The 18766-nt window shown below is 50.3% G+C and carries 16 protein-coding genes, 1 tRNA gene and 5 pseudogenes; 11 read left to right on the top strand and 11 right to left on the bottom strand.

From position 1 onward, the window contains the following. Positions 1-6: 6 nt before the first annotated feature. Together flgC and flgB are read right to left on the bottom strand one after the other, a co-directional pair. Positions 7-411 (bottom strand): flagellar basal body rod protein FlgC, encoded by a 405-nt coding sequence (flgC, locus tag ABF86_RS06590; protein WP_011633459.1) that lies wholly within the window; start codon positions 409-411, stop codon positions 7-9. A 5-nt stretch (positions 412-416) separates the two neighbouring features. Beyond that, positions 417-827 (bottom strand): flagellar basal body rod protein FlgB, encoded by a 411-nt coding sequence (gene flgB / locus ABF86_RS06585; protein WP_011633458.1) that lies wholly within the window; start codon positions 825-827, stop codon positions 417-419. 226 nt (positions 828-1053) lie between these two features. Between flgB and flgA the strand changes: the two genes are divergently transcribed. From flgA to ABF86_RS06570, 3 genes and pseudogenes are all read left to right on the top strand, one after another. Further along, positions 1054-1749, top strand: a complete 696-nt coding sequence (gene flgA / locus ABF86_RS06580) for a flagellar basal body P-ring formation chaperone FlgA (protein ID WP_074685453.1) — start codon at positions 1054-1056, stop codon at positions 1747-1749. 187 nt (positions 1750-1936) lie between these two features. Continuing rightward, positions 1937-2944, top strand: coding sequence for a type I glyceraldehyde-3-phosphate dehydrogenase (gap, locus tag ABF86_RS06575; protein ID WP_011633456.1), 1008 nt, complete (start codon positions 1937-1939; stop codon positions 2942-2944). Between the two features lie 92 nt (positions 2945-3036). Continuing rightward, positions 3037-3507 (top strand): annotated as a pseudogene (locus tag ABF86_RS06570) (DDE-type integrase/transposase/recombinase); the annotation flags it as partial. Positions 3508-3589: 82 nt separating this feature from the next. On the opposite strand, the gene ABF86_RS06565 reads toward ABF86_RS06570, so the two are convergent. From ABF86_RS06565 to ABF86_RS12820, 3 genes and pseudogenes are all read right to left on the bottom strand, one after another. After that, entirely contained in the window at positions 3590-4750 is a 1161-nt protein-coding gene (locus tag ABF86_RS06565) for a hypothetical protein (RefSeq protein ID WP_074685455.1), read from the bottom strand. A 471-nt stretch (positions 4751-5221) separates the two neighbouring features. Next, a pseudogene (locus tag ABF86_RS12825) lies at positions 5222-5344 on the bottom strand (IS5/IS1182 family transposase); the annotation flags it as partial. Positions 5345-5548: 204 nt separating this feature from the next. Then, positions 5549-5756, bottom strand: a pseudogene (locus ABF86_RS12820) (transposase); the annotation flags it as partial. A gap of 230 nt (positions 5757-5986) precedes the next feature. On the opposite strand from ABF86_RS12820, the gene ABF86_RS06560 reads away from it, so the two are divergent. Both ABF86_RS06560 and cls read left to right on the top strand, forming a co-directional pair. Next, on the top strand, positions 5987-6526 hold the full coding sequence (locus ABF86_RS06560) for an AmiS/UreI family transporter (protein ID WP_011633453.1): 540 nt from the start codon (positions 5987-5989) through the stop codon (positions 6524-6526). A gap of 661 nt (positions 6527-7187) precedes the next feature. Beyond that, positions 7188-8666 carry a cardiolipin synthase gene (gene cls, locus ABF86_RS06555; protein WP_083341461.1) on the top strand — a complete coding sequence of 493 codons (1479 nt, stop codon included), beginning with the start codon at positions 7188-7190 and terminating at the stop codon, positions 8664-8666. A 196-nt stretch (positions 8667-8862) separates the two neighbouring features. Here the strand turns inward: cls and ABF86_RS06550 are convergent, their stop codons facing one another. The 4 genes from ABF86_RS06550 to ABF86_RS06535 all read right to left on the bottom strand — a co-directional run bounded on the left by ABF86_RS06550 (position 8863) and on the right by ABF86_RS06535 (position 12101). Beyond that, positions 8863-9813 (bottom strand): alpha-L-glutamate ligase-like protein, encoded by a 951-nt coding sequence (locus ABF86_RS06550; protein WP_041353649.1) that lies wholly within the window; start codon positions 9811-9813, stop codon positions 8863-8865. Positions 9814-9817: 4 nt separating this feature from the next. Further along, a complete protein-coding gene (locus ABF86_RS06545) occupies positions 9818-11350 on the bottom strand; it encodes an inactive transglutaminase family protein (protein WP_011633450.1) in 1533 nt (510 codons plus the stop codon). Further along, complete coding sequence (locus ABF86_RS06540) at positions 11347-11934, bottom strand: RimK/LysX family protein (RefSeq protein WP_011633449.1); 588 nt, start codon at positions 11932-11934, stop codon at positions 11347-11349. The genes ABF86_RS06545 and ABF86_RS06540 overlap by 4 nt, the downstream gene beginning before the upstream one ends. 96 nt (positions 11935-12030) lie before the next feature. Beyond that, a tRNA-Gly gene (locus tag ABF86_RS06535) sits at positions 12031-12101 on the bottom strand. A 59-nt stretch (positions 12102-12160) separates the two neighbouring features. Here ABF86_RS06535 and thiS point away from each other — a divergent pair. Genes thiS through trmB form a run of 3 tightly spaced genes read left to right on the top strand, consistent with a single transcriptional unit; the run spans position 12161 to position 13937 of the window. After that, entirely contained in the window at positions 12161-12361 is a 201-nt protein-coding gene (thiS, locus tag ABF86_RS06530) for a sulfur carrier protein ThiS (RefSeq protein WP_011633448.1), read from the top strand. A 59-nt stretch (positions 12362-12420) separates the two neighbouring features. Beyond that, a complete protein-coding gene (locus tag ABF86_RS06525) occupies positions 12421-13227 on the top strand; it encodes a thiazole synthase (RefSeq protein ID WP_011633447.1) in 807 nt (268 codons plus the stop codon). A 32-nt stretch (positions 13228-13259) separates the two neighbouring features. Then, complete coding sequence (gene trmB, locus ABF86_RS06520) at positions 13260-13937, top strand: tRNA (guanosine(46)-N7)-methyltransferase TrmB (RefSeq protein WP_074685457.1); 678 nt, start codon at positions 13260-13262, stop codon at positions 13935-13937. A gap of 370 nt (positions 13938-14307) precedes the next feature. Here trmB and ABF86_RS06515 read toward each other — a convergent pair. Continuing rightward, positions 14308-14813 (bottom strand): annotated as a pseudogene (locus ABF86_RS06515) (methyltransferase domain-containing protein). A 316-nt stretch (positions 14814-15129) separates the two neighbouring features. On the opposite strand from ABF86_RS06515, the pseudogene ABF86_RS12815 reads away from it, so the two are divergent. The 3 genes and pseudogenes from ABF86_RS12815 to ABF86_RS12540 all read left to right on the top strand — a co-directional run. After that, positions 15130-15272 (top strand): annotated as a pseudogene (locus ABF86_RS12815) (IS3 family transposase); the annotation flags it as partial. Positions 15273-15491: 219 nt separating this feature from the next. Then, positions 15492-16046: a transposase gene (locus ABF86_RS12545; protein ID WP_204987574.1), complete on the top strand. Its 555-nt coding sequence runs from the start codon at positions 15492-15494 to the stop codon at positions 16044-16046. Between the two features lie 7 nt (positions 16047-16053). Then, positions 16054-16347 (top strand): transposase, encoded by a 294-nt coding sequence (locus ABF86_RS12540; RefSeq protein WP_204987573.1) that lies wholly within the window; start codon positions 16054-16056, stop codon positions 16345-16347. 440 nt (positions 16348-16787) lie between these two features. On the opposite strand, the gene ABF86_RS06505 is transcribed toward ABF86_RS12540, so the two are convergent. Further along, positions 16788-18494, bottom strand: coding sequence for a cation:proton antiporter (locus tag ABF86_RS06505; RefSeq protein WP_074685461.1), 1707 nt, complete (start codon positions 18492-18494; stop codon positions 16788-16790). Positions 18495-18766 lie beyond the last annotated feature (272 nt).

Raw genomic sequence — 18766 nt, 5'->3', positions numbered from 1 at the left:
CTCTCCTTATTGGCCAATTGATAGTGTTTTTTGCAGCAATGTTTTGGTCACGTTCATCATGTCAACGCTGTTCTGATAGGAACGCGATGCCGACATCATATTGACCATTTCATCCACAACGTTGACATTGGGCAGGGTAACGTAGCCTTTTTCGTCCGCCATCGGATGCTTCGGGTCATACACCACCCGCATGGGCGAGGGATCATGCACGATACCTGCCACCTTGACGCCCTTTGCCTTATCTGCAGAAATATCAACGGTACGAAAAACAACTTGCCGGGAACGATAGGCTTCACCCGTTGAACTGGTAGCGCTGTCTGCATTGGCGAGATTACTGGCCACCACATTCAGCCGCTGTGACTGGGCGGCCATGGCTGAACCGGCGACATTGAATACACTGAACAGGGACATGGCTATTAATTTCCTTCTCTGATAGCGGATAACAGGGTTCGGAACTGGCCGCTGATAAATGTCAGTCCAGCGTCATAGCGTATGGCGTTATCCATAAACTGCATACGCTCGGTATCCATATCAACGGTATTACCGTCTATACTGGGTTGCTGCGGAACACGATACTGCTCCGGCACGGACGTAATCGATCTGAAATCGGACAAGCCGATATGTCTTGATGAAGTCGTCGCCAGCGCACTTTGTACCTGTCTTGGCGACTGAACGTTTTGCATTGCCTTGGAAAAATCGAAATCTTTCGCCTTAAAACTCGGGGTATCCGCATTGGCAATATTTCCCGACAACAGCTCCTGCCGGGCCGCTCGTAACCCGAGTGCCTTTTGGTTAAAGCCGAGCAGATTGTCCAGTTTGTTGATCATGTTTTCCTCCTGCAAAGTAGTCATAATTACTATAAGCAGGAACCATGCCAAATTGAACAAGCCATTATTTCCAGCCAATCAATCAAACTGATCCATGATCACCTTTCAGTTTCCAGGTTAGCCAGGGAATTGCGGCGATACCATGCTGAACCAGCGGCAAAAATTGCCGCCAGCGGCAAAAACTGACCGTCCTGATTGTCAATCCCGATAGCCAACCATACCGGACATGAACAAAAAACCCTTATTGATCATACTCGTATGCAGCCTCCTGCTCCCTACAACGGCAATCGCCAGCGAAGACTTACCTACAGAAACAATACACAAGATAATCAATGATTTTGTGCGTGTGGAAACCCGTCACCTGCCCGGCAGGGTCATCATCAAGACAAACCAGTTGGATTCACGTCAGACATTACGTCCGTGTAACCAGCTTCAGCCTTTTCTGCCGCCAGGCGGACGCTTATGGGGAAAATTCTCAGTTGGCGTGCGTTGTCAGGATGAAGCTGCCTGGACGCTTTATGTGCCGGTTGAAATCGAAGTGATTGCCAACGTCATACACGCCGCACAGCCCATCAACATGGGAAAATTAGTGGATACACAGGATATTGTGAGCAAGGAAGTCGATCTCGTGCGCATCCCCGCTGGGGCAGTCACGGATCCTGATCAGGTAGTCGGCAAGGTGGCGGTAACCTTTCTTGCTTCCGGCCAGCCGATACGCACACACCAGCTACGCGCTCCACATATCATCACACGTGGACAGAAAATACGGCTCACCGCAACTGGAGCAGGATTTGCTGTCAGCACGGAAGGTGAAGCACTCGCTGCTGCTGCCGAAGGAGAAGTGGTACAAATACGTAACCACACTGGAAGAATCATGAGCGGAATAGCACGGGCGGGAGGAATAGTGGAGATAAAGCAATAGTGACAACGGCCAGAGGCATAAAATTTGGAAGAAGTTTACTGAGTTACTAAGCAGTTTTATACACTGGCGGAATAAAAATCTGCTAGTTTAAGAGGATGGCATGTCAGCTCATCCAAAATATGCGTTTTGCGCCTAATGCGACAGAACCGTTTATTTTTCCTATACACCTAACCAGCACGAGGACATCATGGCGATCAAAATTGGTATCAACGGCTTCGGACGAATCGGTCGCTGCGTTGCACGCATTGCGGCTCAGAACCCTAGCGTCGACCTTGTCGCAATTAACGATCTGACAAGCGCCGAGCAGCTTGCGTACCTCTTTAAGTACGACTCAACGCATGGCAAATACGCGGGCGTGGTCAGCAGCACCGAAAACTTGATCAGCGTCGACGGTGACAAGATACGCGTTTTTTCTGAAAGAGACCCCTCCAATATTCCATGGGGCGATCTTGGTGTGGATTATGTGCTGGAATGCACGGGTATTTTCCGCAATAAAGAGCAGGTTTCGAAACACATCGAAGCTGGCGCAAAATTTGTGCTCATGTCGGCTCCCGGCAAGGGCCTCGACATGACTTTTGTGTTGGGCGTGAACGAAGAAGGTTTCACTCCTGATATGACTGTGATCGACGTCGCGAGCTGCACTACCAATTGCCTGGCTCCAGTTGCAAAGGTCCTGCATGAAAACTTCGGTATTCAGAACGGCCTCATGACAACAATTCACTCGTACACAAACGACCAAGGCCTCCTGGATGCACCGCATAAGTCGGACTTCCGCCGTGCTCGCGCAGCCGCTGTGAACATGGTCATCACCACCACTGGCGCAGCCGTTGCCGTGACCAAGGCGATGCCTGAGCTCAAAGGCAAACTCGACGGCATGTCGGTTCGCGTTCCAACACCCAATGTTTCGTGCGTTGATCTTGTCGCGACCTTCGAAAAGCCTGTGACGGTCGAATCCATCAACGCTGCAATGAAAAAAGCCGCGCAAACGACTTTGAACGGCATCCTTGCTTACACCGAAGACCCGGTCGTCTCGACAGACATGATGAACGACCCTCATTCATCGATCTTCGATTCGAGAGCGACCATGGTGATCGGCACACATATGGCCAAGACCATCTCGTGGTACGACAATGAATGGGGTTATTCGGCCCGCATGATCGACGCGCTTCTTTTTGTCGACAACAAGCGGAAATAATCCATAGATACCGGCATTTCATTTATCGACCAGCCTGAGCTGGTTGATAAAAGGAGTTCTGTCACAAATATTCGTCAAGTGCAAAGCCACAGTTTGTGTCGATAGACAGAGCCACACGTTGGGTGTATGTGGCCATCAAACCCAACAAAACCGCAGCCAGTGCCAGAGCATTTCTGAAGGCGCTGCACAATGCCCGTCCGATCAGGATTACTCGTATGCTGACAGACAACAGCAAGGAATTTACTGACAGACTGTTTGCCAGCCGTGAACGTAATCCCAGTGGCAATCATCAGTTTGACCAGCTGTGCCAGGAACTCGGTATCGAACATCGCCTGACCCGGCCACGCACTGCGCAAACCAATGGGATAGTCGAACGTTTCAATGGGCGTATTGCTGACGTACTCAAGACAACATCGATTCAATAGCGCTGAAGATCTGGAACAGACCCTGATACGTTATGTCAGCCTGTAAACCCGCAACTACCGCAGTCTGCCCTCAAGAGTAAAGCTCCAATGCAGGCCATGAAAGAATGGCATAAAACTCATCCCCCATCTCTTTCATAAAAACCATACAATCATCCGGGACAGATACTACTCAATCCGCAGCAAAGACGCCCGGGTGATATCCTCTCGGGCGTCTTGCCGTTTAGAAACGAAAAACTGCTGCTGCACCTGTGTTGGTAGGCATGCGCTCAGCAGGCACTATCACCACTTCGCCGTCAGTCTTGAGCACCAGTTCGCCCAGATCGTCCAGCAGGTCATCTACCTCTGGGTCATCCAGCTTGCCAACAGTCACCCTGCCGGTGGCAACGTTGATCTGGCCCGGAACGATACGGTCGGCTTCGATCAACAGCGTGGCCACGCGCCCTTCGACGGCAGCCTTGGCAATGTCGTCCAGCAAGTCAGAGCCCTGACCCCTGCCATTAGCGACGCCATAAGAATCGACAAAGCCCGCCAGGCGTTCGAGGTATTGTGGCTGGATCAATTGCCATGCGCGCTCACGCAGCGCGTCGATCGACATGGCATCGGGGTGCACGTCCAGAGCATCTTTCAGCAGCTGCGGATTTTTGCTGACCGAGCGGAACAGGTTGTGATGCTCAGGCAGCGCGGCCAGGATCAAGCCCATTCCGCTAGACTTGTCATAGCGATGCATTACAGCCTGATCGACAGCACGGAAAAACTGCTCGGTGTCGCGGTCGACCAGGTTCTGCTTGACGTCGGTGCCTGACCATACAGAGCCACCAGTAGGGCCATGGCCGCCAGTAGGGCCATAAGCGCGGTGCGCGCCTTCGCGGGCGCCTGGGTCTTTGCCAAGCATTCCTTCCGCCGTCCAGGCACCGCTTTCCATAGGAAACATTTCAACCAGGTTGTCGCGGTTACCCTCAAACAGTTTAAAGCTACTGCGGCTCAGTCCCAAAATCTGGTAATGGTCGGCCGATTGCGTGATGCGCATCAATGGCTTGGTATGAAAACTGTCGGCCACCACGACCAGATCGGCCACCGGGCGTGGCAGACAATAGACACGAAACATCCCCGGTGCAGCCAGTACCGCCAAGCCATCGGTCGTATGGTTCCAGAACGCAGCATTGTCGGCCAGAGTATGAAACTGCTCCAGCAGCGGCATCACTTCCCGCTTGGGGTACTTCTGGCGCAGCGACTCTTCCAACTCTTTTACCAGATTGCGAAAGCGGATCGGGTCTTGCACGTTGTCGGGATGCAGCCGGTGCGTCGTCTGGTACAGCGACAGACAAGGCACCTCCTTGTTATGCAGCAGAACGTCTGGGTAGTCATGGTTCAAAGAATTCATTGTGGAACCTTTCAAAAATGGAATTAAAAAACAGCTTTGAAGTGCTGCAGCATGAATAGATAAACAGATCTTACAGTCACGATAACCTGAATTTAAATCGTCAATACTATTTTTTATAAAAAATACGTTAGATTATAAAATACCAACAATGAAGAGGATTTTGTAAAACAAACTAAAGAATATGGGAATGTAACAGGGTTTTTTAAGATTTCTTTGCCTTGAGAAAAATAAAAGCTGTCTTTGTGTCAATTAATGATAGGTCGAATCTCAAGAAAGTAATTGGCATTCATCAATATTGATGATGGGTGTGTGTAACGATCCAGTAAAAACCTGTGCAGATGATAATGGAAAAAAGACACCATGAGCATCAAAATGGAAGGTGAGATCAGTTGGACAGCCCGCGCGTTGGTGCTGGATATTTTGCAGGGTATAAGCTATGGTCTCCGAAGCGAGCCACGCCTATGAACCTGTTTATGCTCTTCTGGGCAATAGCGTTAAAAGTGCCAGGTGGACAAATTGCAGGCTGGTATTGCGTTTTCGCTCGCAGCTCTTCCATAATCGCCGACATTTTTCCGACCATGAAAAATTCGTTTCATAATCCAGCACCTGGAAATGACTGTAAAAGTGTGCAGTTTACTTCTCCTGGCGATCTCGCGACCACCTCACCCAAACAAACCTGACTGCCTCGGTAAATGGTTGAGCTGTGTAGCCAGAATCAGTAAGCATGCTCAATACGCAGGACAGTCAGGATGCTTGGCGTTAATGCAACAATAGTGTCCTCTTAACGATTGATAACGTCTGCAAGGTTGTTGCTGCAATGGCGTGGGGCAATCCCAAGGTGTCAAGCAATATGTTGTTTGATTCCGGACGCTTTCTTGCCTGCATCGTAGCCTTTTTCCTCGGTGGTATCCGTATTTTTTACACTCTGGGTATCAACAATCGGCATACCTGGACATGCGTTGCAGCCAGCCCGGATACGGGCCTCTGATACCTGGTTTTTTTAAGAAACTGTCAAAGTAGTATGCGAATGTAATGGCGGTGTATCGGTTTTAAATCGCCGTTGACAATAGTCAACAGATTGGGAATTATGTTATGCATCCGTCGAGGTGGTGAACTTCATCATTTACGGCATCAACGGCGTCCTGCCAAACAAATTTGACCAGACCTTGGGCACTACTGCTAGGCTGGTGGAATAATGAAAGCAGTAATAGTAATTCAGTTTAAAGAGGATTAAAGATGGCTGGTGATTTTTTAGGTGTGCCACTACTGTTCATAGGATTTATCCTTATTGTTAACGCTATATGGCTACAGGGCAAGGTGGATACCAAGGATGTTGGAATCTTCAACCTGCTAGTTGGGATCCTCGCCACTATTGGCGCACTTTATTTCGGTTTGGTACAGAACAATTTTCCGCTGTCCGCCGGAGGTTTGCTGTTCGCCATGACCTATCTGTGGGTCGGTATCAACGCAGTTCGCGGCGCTGAAGATCAGCGTGCGCTGGGGTATTACTGCCTGCTGGTTGCATTCACGACTGTGTCTTATGCCATCAAGGCTTTTATGGATGGAGATCTGGGCTGGACCTTTGAATGGATCACATACGGCATTCTCTGGTACCTGTTCTACCAAATAATGACCAAGGGCAACACCAAACTCATGGGGATGACTATCGCGATGACATATTTTGTCGGTATCGAAGTCGCGATAACCGGTTGGATCTACCTGTACGGTTACTGGCCGTTCGGCAACTGGTGGCCACTGCAAATCACCGCCAGCTGATAAAGAAACGCAAATAAATCTCCGGGTTACAGGCGGCACCTCCCATTTTTCTCGATATCGCACAAGGCCAGGCACAAGAGTTTACTGGCTGCGCCGCCTACGGGAAAAACTTCAATCAGGCTGTCAGGTTGTCCTCAAACAGCTGCATCAGTCCCAAAATTTGGTAACAAACAGTCGGCTGATTGTGTGATGCGTATCCATGGCTGAGGGCGGAAGCTGATGGCCACCGGGCGCGGCGGATGATAAAAGTGAATATCCCCGGTGCAACCAGCACTACCAAGCTATCGGTCGCATGATTCCAGTCCAGAACGCAGCATTTCAGTCAGAGCATGAAACTGCTCCAGTAGTAGTAGCACTTCGTGCTTGGGGTACTTCTGGCTTTAGATAAACCGAACACTTTTATCGCCATTTATCTTTCTGTATTGAAACAATTATGATGTCCACAATAAAATGCGTACTTTGATAAAAATCATCAACTATGCCAAAGGTTGCGATATAGAAAACTGGTGAATATATTGAAAAAGCTTCATGGTTAAAATTCAGAGACAATTTCAGCCTCAAATCTACTTTCTTCAACATTTTTACCACAAAGTACGCACTTGCTGGATAAGCCGGAATCTTCCGGGTGTTAATCAATAAAAGGCAAAGGAACCAAATCTGAATGGACGTCGTTCTGAATCTGCTAAGTGAATCGCAGACTACCGTGGTCATGATCTTTGTCACAACCACTGAACTGCTTGGCATTGCGTCAGCCTGGCATGCGATAAACAAAGTTAGAACGTCCCAGGCGGCCGTCGCGTGGGCTGTTGGCCTCGTCGCGATGCCGATTTTGGCGCTACCGCTGTACTGGGTATTCGGACAGAAACAGTTTGCAGGTTATCGAGACGCCATTCGGCAGGTGGGTGAGCAGCACCAAGCTTCCGTCGAAGCGGTCCATCGTGAATTGATGACGGACAGAAACGCCGGCAGTGCAACGGGCGAGTCGCCGTTGGACGTTCTAGCAGACGTTCTTGATACACCATTGAGTTGTAACAATACTTTTCTATTGTTGATTGATGGCGAGTCTTTTTTTAACACGTTGTTTGAACAGATCCACAGCGCAAAAAGCTATATTTATATCGAATTTTACATTATCCGAGATGACAATATTGGCCGTGAGTTTGCAGAAGCTTTATGCAAACGCGCTCAGGCCGGAGTCACTGTGCGTCTGCTGTACGACGAAATCGGCTGCACGAAACTGACAAAGACATGGTTGCAGCGGGTCCGCGATGCCGGTGTGGACGTGTTGGCTTTCAATACGCGTCAGGGTTGGGCCAATCGTTTTCAATTGAACTTTCGCAACCACCGTAAACTCGTCGTGATCGATGGGCAGCGAGCGATCGTAGGTGGCCTGAATGTCGGTGACGAATATCTTGGTCGCATCTCCTGGGCTCCTCGCTGGCGGGACACGGCAATTCATGTTGACGGAGCAGTTGCCCGAAAAATTCAAGCCGTATTCGCCAGTGATTACTATTGGGCCACTCGACGGGATCTGCCGGAAGCTGTCTGGAGCACGACTGCCGAAGTACAAGTCGTTTCGGGTGATCAGCATGGAATGGCGGCGGTGTGCGCGACCGGCCCGACAGACGACCGTATGCGCGCTACCATGATGTTCGCTACCATTGCCGGCTGCGCTCGAAAGCGGCTGTGGATCAGTTCTCCGTACTTAGTCCCGGATGATTCCTGCATTACGGCGCTATCGATGGCTCGGGCAAGAGGCATCGATGTGAGAATTCTGATTCCCGAAAAGGCTGACTCCTGGCTCGTGTTCCTTGCCGGCTTCTATTACGAACAGCAACTCGAATCACTGGGCATTCCGGTATACCGTTATTGTTCCGAAGGATTCATGCACCAGAAGTGCATTCTGGCGGACGACAATCTGGTACTGATCGGATCAACTAATCTGGACAATCGCTCTCTGCACCTGAATTTCGAACTGATGCTGGCGGTAGCAGATCCCGGTCTTGTTCAGGAGGCAGCACAAATGCTGGAACAAGATTTCGCAGCTTCCGATAACATGAATGCGAGTCATGGTCGGCTGCGGCCATGGTACATCCGTACCGGGACCATTGTCGCCAGATTGTTTAGTCCGATATTGTAATTTCGGTATTACCAAATTTAGTGAGCTGCATATCTTTAACAATTAATGTAAACAGCTCTTCCTGTTGGGTCCATATTTATATGGGCCGCTTTGGTGTTAACTACTATGTTGTCTGTCATATGTGTTTAAAGCCCTAACAGACCACTGAAATGGGATATAAAATGGGATATATTCAAACGGATAAATTTTCGCAACATCAAGTCTGATTTTCCAGAAACAATTGTTGTCCCAGTGTGGCACGGGCTGATGCCGAGGTAGGAATTTCTTTCAGTTTGGCGATTTTTTCCAGCAACTGGCTCATACCTCTGCGGTTGGCAATCTGGATGGATAAACCGGGGCGTGCATTGAGTTCCAGTACCAGTGGGCCCAATTCCCGATCGAGCACAACGTCCACCCCCAGATAGCCTAGTCCGACCAGCTCATGACATTGCGCTGCCAGTGTCAGCAATTTATGCCAGTGAGGAATTTTGAGTCCACTGATGGCAACACCGGTATCCGGGTGTTGTTCAATTGGGTAATTTTGCCAGATAGCATGGGTGGTACAGCCGGTCATCATATCGATACCAGCACCCACTGCACCCTGGTGAAGATTGGCCTTGCCATCCGACATGCGGGTTGGCAAGCGTACCATGGAAGCGACTGGAATTCCTCTGAAGACGATGGTGCGAATATCCGGCACGCCACGGTAGGAAACTTCCTCAAACAGCGGATCAAACTTGACCCGGTATTCAATCAGCGCCTGATCGGGCTGGCCACCCAGGCTGTACAGGCCGCTGAGTATGTTGGAAATATGATATTCGATATCTTCCCCGGTCAGCAGGTCACCATTATTTTGCCGGTAACGATTATTGAGACGCCCGGTAATGACACAAATACCACTGCCTCCCGAACCATGCGCCGGTTTGATCACAAAATCTTCATGATCCTTGACGATCTCGGGAACGCGGCTGACATCATATTGGATTTCAATCACGCCATACAGCTCGGGTACCGCAATACCGGAAGCTGTCGCCAAATATTTGGTCCGCAACTTGTCATCCACCAGCGGATAAAGCGAGCGCTTGTTATAACGCAGAATAAAATCAGCATTGCGCTGATTCATACCAACGACTCCGCTCTGCTTGAGCCTTTCCCAGATTCCAAACATGATATTACGGCTTGTTCCGCGCAAATGCACGGAAACGCCAGAGTTCCATCAGTCGGTAGCCCGAGTAGCGCCCCAGTAGCAGGATTATGGCCAACACTACCAGCAACAGTTCTGGAAAGGCAAAGAACATGTACTGAAATTCATTGATATTCATGGCCAGATAACCTATCACCGCTACCAGCAGGCTGCCTGAAACCTGCTTGAATGCTTCAGCTGGACCAGCCTCTTCCCAGGTCAGTGACATACGCTCGATTGTCATCGTCATAATAACGATCGGGAACAAGGCCACGGACAACCCGGTCTCCAGCCCAAGCTTGTGCATGACCACGCTAACACCAGCGACCAGTAACACCACCATGGTCAACACCGCTGCAAGGCGAGGTACCAGCAGCAGTTTCAACTGTTCAACATAGGCGCGCAACAGCAATCCGAGACCGACAATCAGACAGAACAGAATCACGCCCCATAATAATTCTGTTTCGCGGAAAGCCAGTGCGATCAGGACCGGCATGAACGTGCCAAACGTCCGGATTCCGATGATGTTGCGCATGAATACCACCACTAAAGCGCCCAGCGGTATCATCAGCAACACTTTGTACACATTCTGGACATGCACCGGCAACGAGTACAGTGAAAAATCCATCAGATGGAAACCTCTTTCCGCCGAACGGGAGCCGGCAATATTGATGGTTTCCTGTAATGCACTGGCAACAGTATATTGAATGCTCGATTCTGTAGCGCCTTCAATTGAGAAGGCTCGATCATCGTCAATCTGCCACACAATGAAATTCGACGGCAATCCTTCCTGTCCATCCTTGATATTCAGTGAACGCCACTGTTTGCCATCATAAACCTGCAGAAAATGCTCCAGCTCCGAATATTCTTTGTTGTCCTGCAGGCGCAGGCCGCGAACGATACGGGAAGGAATACGAGCGCCGGCCAGTATCCAGCTCAGATTTTTTGCCAAATTACGTGTCCGGTTGATATGCTTCAGCAGCAATTTTAGCTCCGTCATGGATGCTGCTGCATTCAACTGTTCAATCACACGCTGCGAAAAAGAAACGGTATCGGCAGATTGCTGACGTGCCTTATCCAACAGTCCTTGAATCACCGGGGCCAGGTTTTCCGGATACTCCGGGGCCTTCGGATAAACTGGCACCACATCCGGTTTTTGTACAGCTCCCTCGTTTTCAAATAATACAACCCGGTAAAACAGTAACTGCTTACCCTGCGCTCTTCGTTTAGCCCAGTGCGCAACACGACCGGCATTATCCTGCTCGATTGCCAGCCCATAATCCGCACTGACAAAATCCTCATCAAGAATGGAATAACCGGGAGGGTTAAGCGGAAGCGGCAGGGTTACCTTGATCGCGCTGTCAGATTTGGCGCGAAAGCTGATACGCGCTTCAATATCCCATACCTCTGCCTGTTCGGAAGCAGTCAAAGGCAGGCCAATTACAGCAACCTTGTAATAGGCCAGTCCCAGTCCTATGAAACACAGTATGAAAGCCAGCAAATAAAGATGCAGTTTTCTCATTCAGGCTGCCTGGAATCAGTTGGTTCATCACTCTTCTTTTTCTTTTTGACGTGACCGCACACTGCCTTGGTGAGATAGGCACGCGCAGGATCAACCAGTGCATAACCGGCCAGCGCCTTGCGCCCGAGCAATACCGGATAATTCAAGGCACGGCGATCAATCAAATCAAACTCGGTTTCCCGAACCTCATCTGCCAGACAGATCTCCATGGAAATCACCGGGCGTTCCTGAGAAGGTCCGTCGTGCTGTTTGATTTTAAGCATCCGGGTCAACGGGCGCTCAATCTCGACAGAGCGTTCCCCGGAACCCTTCCTGAAATCAAAGGTAAATTTAACCCATGGCTTGCCATTTTTTCTGAATACCTCAATATCGCGAGCGCTCATGGAAGCAGTATTAGCGCCGGTATCGACTCGTGCAGGCATCTTGATTCCCCAAGGTTCCAGGCGGATAAATTCAACCCAGCCAAGAATTTTTAGGGAATCCGGGGTCTCGGCAGATTTTTCTGCCCAGGTGGCACCATAAGGCAATAGCAGCAAAACTGCAGACAAGATGTACAAGATCTGTCTGATTAAACGAATAGTCATCGGGGTTTCTGAATTTTTGTAATAGTTAAAGAATCACTCTCGGTAACCGGATAATTCTGACAGATAAAATTAACGTGGGTTGTCAGTCTCTGGATGAGCGGGTGAAGGGAATCGAACCCTCGTCGTAGGCTTGGGAAGCCTCTGCTCTACCATTGAGCTACACCCGCATGTTAGAATGGATTGCTTGGTTTAAAGTCTACCTTACCTTGGGTACTTTTTAAATATTATGCAACTCATAATCAACGGACAGCAACAAAGTTATGATGGCCCGCTGAATATACAGCAACTGGTTGAACACTTGTCGCTGCAGAACAAGCGCATAGCCATTGAACGCAACGGTGAAATCATCCCCCGCAGCAGTTTTCCCGAACAAATCCTCAATGATGGGGATCAACTGGAAATTATTGTGGCAGTTGGTGGGGGCTGATTATTAAAATTTGCTTTGATCCTGTCCCCAACTAACACAAAACAACCACTGACACACTTATGGACACGCTCGTCATTGCTGGTAAAAGTTATACTTCCCGTTTACTGCTGGGGACGGGAAAATACAAGGATTTTACTGAAACCCGCGCTGCAGTTGATGTCAGTGGCACACAAATTATCACCGTAGCCATACGTCGTACCAATATCGGGCAGAATCCCGATGAACCCAACCTGCTGGATGTACTGCCTCCCTCACAATTTACGCTCCTGCCCAATACCGCCGGCTGTTACACGGCAGCAGACGCCGTTCGCACGCTACGCCTGGCACGCGAACTGCTCGACGGACATGCGTTAGTTAAACTGGAAGTGCTGGGCGATCAGAAAACGCTGTTTCCCGATGTGGTGGCAACGCTCGAAGCAGCCAGAATTCTGGTCAAGGATGGTTTCCATGTCATGGTCTATACATCGGATGATCCCATCGTCGCCAGACAACTGGAGGATATCGGCTGTGCCGCCATCATGCCACTGGCCTCGCTGATTGGTTCCGGCATGGGCATCCTGAATCCCTGGAATCTGCAGATCATCATTGACAAGGTCAAAGTGCCGGTTATCGTTGATGCTGGCGTCGGTACTGCATCGGATGCCGCCATTGCCATGGAGCTCGGCTGTGATGGTGTACTGATGAATACGGCTGTAGCCAGCGCCCGCAACCCGATACTGATGGCCTCGGCCATGCGCAAAGCAGTTGAAGCAGGACGCGAAGCCTGGTTGGCCGGACGCATGCCGAAGAAAATTTATCAGGCCACGCCAAGCTCCCCGTCAGAAGGCATGATTACCGGATCGCCGCATTCTGCTGCAAACAATTAAGCTGCAGCAACGCTTCTTCAGGAAACCGATTTTTGTCTTCTCACCCTCCTATTCGCAGCTATGTGCTCCGCCAGGGGTATTTTTCCCATGCACAGCGGCACGCTTACGAATCCCTGCTGCCGCGTTACGGTATTCCATTCTCGGAAAACCCGATTGATCTCGATTCGATTTTTGGACGTACCGCACCAAAAATTCTGGAAATCGGATCAGGCATGGGGGAAACCACTGTCGAGATTGCTGCCCAGCATCCGGAAAAAGATTTTGTGGCCATTGAGGTTCATGCACCCGGAATTGGCAGCCTGCTTGATCGTATCGAGAAACACGGCCTGACCAATCTGCGGATTATTCCGCATGATGCCAAACTGGTTTTGCAACACATGCTTGCTGGTGAATCACTGGATGGGATCCACATTTTTTTCCCGGATCCGTGGCCCAAGGCACGCCACCATAAGCGCCGCCTGATCCAGTCGGATTTTGTCTCGCTGCTGTGTAACCGGCTGAAACCTGGTGGTTATCTGCATATCGCCACCGACTGGGAAGACTACGCCATTCATAGCCTGCATGTTTTAAGCAGCGAGCAGCGGCTCATCAATACTGCCGCTGACTATTATGCCCCCCGCCCCGCATACCGGCCACTGACCAAATTCGAGCAACGTGGCATGAAGCTCGGCCACACCATCCGCGACCTGATATTCACCAAAGCTGCCTGAACAATCCTCCTTGCGATTGTGATTACCGACACTTGGTAGAAAATATTTTTGCATGGTTGAAAAACAGCAGAACCGATGGCTCCAGCACCAATGCGCAGGCAATGCATAACCACACTGTTGTTGGCCACCAGAGAGCGCTAGTGCTGAGGAGTTGAGCCGGTCACACCCCTGATTCCACAGGCCAACATCGCACAACGCAGTTTCGATCTTTTGATTCAGCACTTCGCGGTGGTGCGCGCCGTGTTCACGCAGAGGTAATTCCAGATTGCGGAGGACTGAGAGCGGAAATGGATTCAGTTTCTGGAAAATCATACCAATGCGCCGGCGCAGTGCCCGCACGTCTAGATCGGGATCGAGCACGTCTGTCGTTTCAAACTGGATACGCCTCGTCACCCGTGCAATCGTCGCGTACTGCTGCCGGCACGCGTCGGTCGGCGTACACATCCGAAAAGTAGAATTCGCCACCGTCTTTCAGCAGGTATTGCACACCGCGCAGTACCGCATCCTTGTCAGGCGACAGGTTGACGACACAATTGGAGACGATCACATCGAAACTACCCGGTTCCAGGCTGAGTTCATCCAGGCGCTCAATATAGCCGTGCAAAAGCGCACATTATCGTAACCGAGGGATTGCACATGGAAAGCCTTGTGTTTTACGACTACAGCGAGTTGCTCGTCAGTCATGTCGATGCCGATCCCCTCGCCCGTCCGTCCTACCAGTTGCGCCAGAGCATACACATCGCGTCCTGAGCCACATCCGAGATCGAGCACTCGGCAACCTTCCAACAAGGGCGGACAAACCAGGCCACAGCCGTAATAGCGCGATAGCACTTCCGGATGGATGAGCTCAAACACAGGCTTGAGCCAGGCTGGCATCTCTCTGATATCGCAGCAGGTACTGGTTTTGAGATCACCAGTATGCTGTAATTGGCGACTGTAATAATCTTTGACTGAGTCTTGAACGATGTTGTGCATGATAAATGTCCTGGTAATTGAGTGCGTTATTGGAATTGGTCGTTGTAACGAATGTGGTTCTTACACTCACCTCAAACTGAATCGGGCCCAGTAAAAGAAAAGTAATCGGCTCATACTGGTAGATCAAATGTTTGCCAAGAGCCCGCGGGCCAGCTGGTCACCTGCGTGACTAGATGAGATCGAATCTGGTTATCCGGGCACTGTTCCGTTGTTCCGTGCAATTGATGAAAAACTTCCGGAGCAAGGCTTAATTCTTCACTTGGATCGTGGTAGCCAATATTGCTCACATGATGACCAGCACATATTAAAACAATTTGGTTTGGTCGCGCCTCCATGAGTGGCAAGGGAGATTGCTGGGATACTCAGTTTAATATGGTATGGAATGCCTGGCTTGATCTGACCTGTGTTGGGATTGGCGAAGTAGTGCCTTTGCGTTGACCTGTCGATCTGGCCCAGGCATTCCCCGAGCGTTGCCGGGCCCAATACATGTGACCTAATAGGAGCTTTGAATTGCACCGTGAGTGTCCTGTCCGGTAAGTGGGTTGGTAATGCGCCAATCCTGACTGAGGAGTATAAAATATGGACGGCACATTGATTCAGAATGAAGTTATTCTTGGCGTTGATACCCATTTAGATACACATGTTGGTGTAGTCATTAACCACCAGGGTAAAGTGATAGGTACACTTACCTCCATACCGACTAATAGAGCAGGTTATCTAAAATTGCTAACATGGGCACGTTCTCTTGGAAATATACAACGTGCAGGTGTTGAAGGAACAGGAACATATGGCGCTGGTCTTACCCACCTATTGCGCGAGGAGGGTATTGAGGTATGGGAAATAAATCGTCCTGATCGTGCCAGGCGTAGACTTCAAGGGAAGTCTGATCCGACTGACGCTGAAAGTGCAGCACGAGCAGTTCTTTCTGGTAACGCAACAGCAGTCCCAAAGTCACAGTCGGGTGTAGCTGAGGCACTGCGTATGTTATCGGTTGTCAGGCGTAGTGCAGTCAAGGCGAGGACGCAAACAATAAATCAGCTCAGATCGCTATTAATCAGCGCACCAGATGATATGCGCGAACGGCTCTGGAAAACCAAACCGGAACAGTGCGTAGCGGGCTGCGCGCGACTTTGAAAGGCAGATGGCAGTGTTTTGCTTAAAACATTATGCAACACTTTGTTTGTTGACCAGGCGCTGGTTAATGCTTTCAGCAGAACTAAAAGAACTTGATGCGACGCTTGATCATTTGACGAGTCAGTCGGCGAAACGTCTTCGGAGCCAGTTTGGAGCCGGGCCACAAACGGCAGCGGTACTTGTTGCTGTAGCAGGAGACAATCCAGAACGTTTGAGAAATGAGGCAGCATTAGCTGCATTATGCGGAGCAAGTCCATTGCAGGCGTCTTCGGGAAAGACTATCCGCCATCGATTAAATTGAGGAGGTGATCGGTCTGCAAACAATGCGCTATGGATCATCGCGATGGTACGCATGCGCAGTGAGCCGAGAACTTAAACCTATGTGACACGACGTACAGCTCAAGGGATGTCAAATAAGGAAATTCAGCGTTGTCTGAAACGGTACATTATTCGTGAACTGTATCCGCTTATTCTCGCAGATTTGTCAGATGCGGCCACAATTACTTGACATAGGAGCGTCAACGCCCCTAGCGGAAACTTCTGGAGAATCTTCGAAACCGGATTGGTACAGCATCGGAAATTCAGAATACGATTACAAGTAAAACAGGAAAGACTCGGTTATCTATCGCCAGTAGAATTTAAATAACAATGTTATGCAAATCTGATCGCCGCTTAAACACATGGACTCCATTTTTGACAACACACCTCACCCGTTGGCTGTGTGGTGAAGTATGAACGCTCTCACAACCTCTTTTTTTCATCTTCCACAACGGGCTGATAACCTCGGTTTCTCAGATTTTGAACGGCCTCCTCAATTTCATCGGCCGCAACATTGAGCATCCGCAGCGCTGTCACCCCAAGGCTCAGACTCGATTCAATTGTTTCCGGGTAAGCATGGGCAGCACCGGCCGCTAGCAAATGCCGGCTGGTTTCCAGGTCCCGTACCCGTACAATCACCGGAACATGGGCACTGGTTCTTTTTATATAGATCATGGCACTTAATGCGGTGCTCTTGATATCAACTGCCAGCACGATCAGAGACGCCCGCTCCACCCGAATGGAGGCCAGTAATATGGGATCGGCAATATCACCGAGCCAAACCGCATGTCGATCCGCCCGGCCCAGGGCCACCCGTCGGGGATCCGTATCAAACGCCACAAACGGTATACCGCATGCATGCAATAAAATAGCAATCGTACGCCCCATGCGCCCGTAGCCACCAATTATCACGGAACGCTCGGCCGCTTGCGGCAACTCGGCTGCCTCCTCATCAGATGGCGGTGGAGTCTTAGTCAAGAAAGTAGCGATGGCATCATTGAAGCGGATCAGCACAGCACCCAAAACCATCGACAGAAGTACGGATGATATCGCGATCTGACCAAGCCCGATGTCAATCACACCAGAATCAAGTGCAATTGCAATGAGGGCAAGCCCGAACTCACCACCCACACTCAACATCAGTCCCGTGCGCCACATCATTCGGGCATCAACTCCAATCCCGCGTACCAACGCGGCAACAATCAGGATCTTGCTGATCAAAATAAGCAAGGCACCTAGCAGTGTCCACTGCCAGATAGGTGGTATCGCCACCGGGTTGAAACGCATGCCAATACCAATAAAGAAAAGGCCCAGCAACACATCCCGGAACGGGCTGATACTAGACTCAACCTGATGGCGAAACTCTGTTTTACCCAGAACAAGGCCGGCAAGGAATCCACCGAAGGCCAGTGACAAGCCCAAGCTGTTAGTAATCCATGCGGCAAACAGGGCCACCAGCAACACGGCCAGCGTAAATACCTCAACTGACCTGCGTTCAGAAATAATCTGAAAAAATGGGGATAATAGCCAGCGCCCGACGATGAACACCAGAATGAAAGCCAACACCGCTTTGGCAAAAGCCAGAGCCAGGGATCCAGCCAGCACATCGGCGGCCACGGATACACCTAGAACCGGGATCACCACCAGAAATGGAACGGCAGTGACATCCTGAAACACTGACATGGCCAGACCCAGACGGCCGTGGGGCGTATTTACCTCACCTTGTTCAGTGAGCAGGCTGGCAATAATAGTGGTGGAGGACTGGGCAAACACCGCACCAAACACGAATGCTGCAATGATGGGAAGCCCGGCAAGCCAGGTAACAACGCCCACCACCAGGGTGGTAAGCACGACTTGCCCGGTACCCAGTCCGAGAACCCGGGTTCTCAGCGCATCCATTTGCGGCAGGGAAAAGTTGAGCCCAATGGTAAACAACAAGAAAACAACACCGAACTCCGCGAGCGATTCCAGCCCGGGCATGGAGACCACAGGCCCAGCTGTATGGGGCCCCAGCAGGATTCCAACCAGTAGGTAACCCAGGCTGGTGGGGATATGCAGCCGCTGAAAAACTACCACCACAGTGATGGCAACGGCCAGCAGTAGAATAATCTGAACGAGATACTCCATCATGGCTGGAGTTTACCGTGCAAGGCCTGCCATAGGCTACTACAACAAGTGGAACCAAATAGTTGGATACCCTAGTACCGAAGTTAAAGAGTTATCTGTTCAGTCCCGGATGATTATATAGATAAAACTCGTTATCCGCTGTTCATGGCGCGAGCTGTCATGAGAGAGCTGATAGAATCCTTCAGGCCATCCGGGAGAGCCATGAAATGATATAGCTTTACATAAGAATGCTCGTACTACACCAGCGATACGGGCTGAAATTGCCGCAAGCGTTG

Source organism: Nitrosomonas sp. GH22 (assembly GCF_009833115.1).
Classification (GTDB): domain Bacteria; phylum Pseudomonadota; class Gammaproteobacteria; order Burkholderiales; family Nitrosomonadaceae; genus Nitrosomonas; species Nitrosomonas eutropha.
Note: the sequence above shows the minus strand (reverse complement) of the source record. Positions and strands in the feature narration are given on the sequence as shown.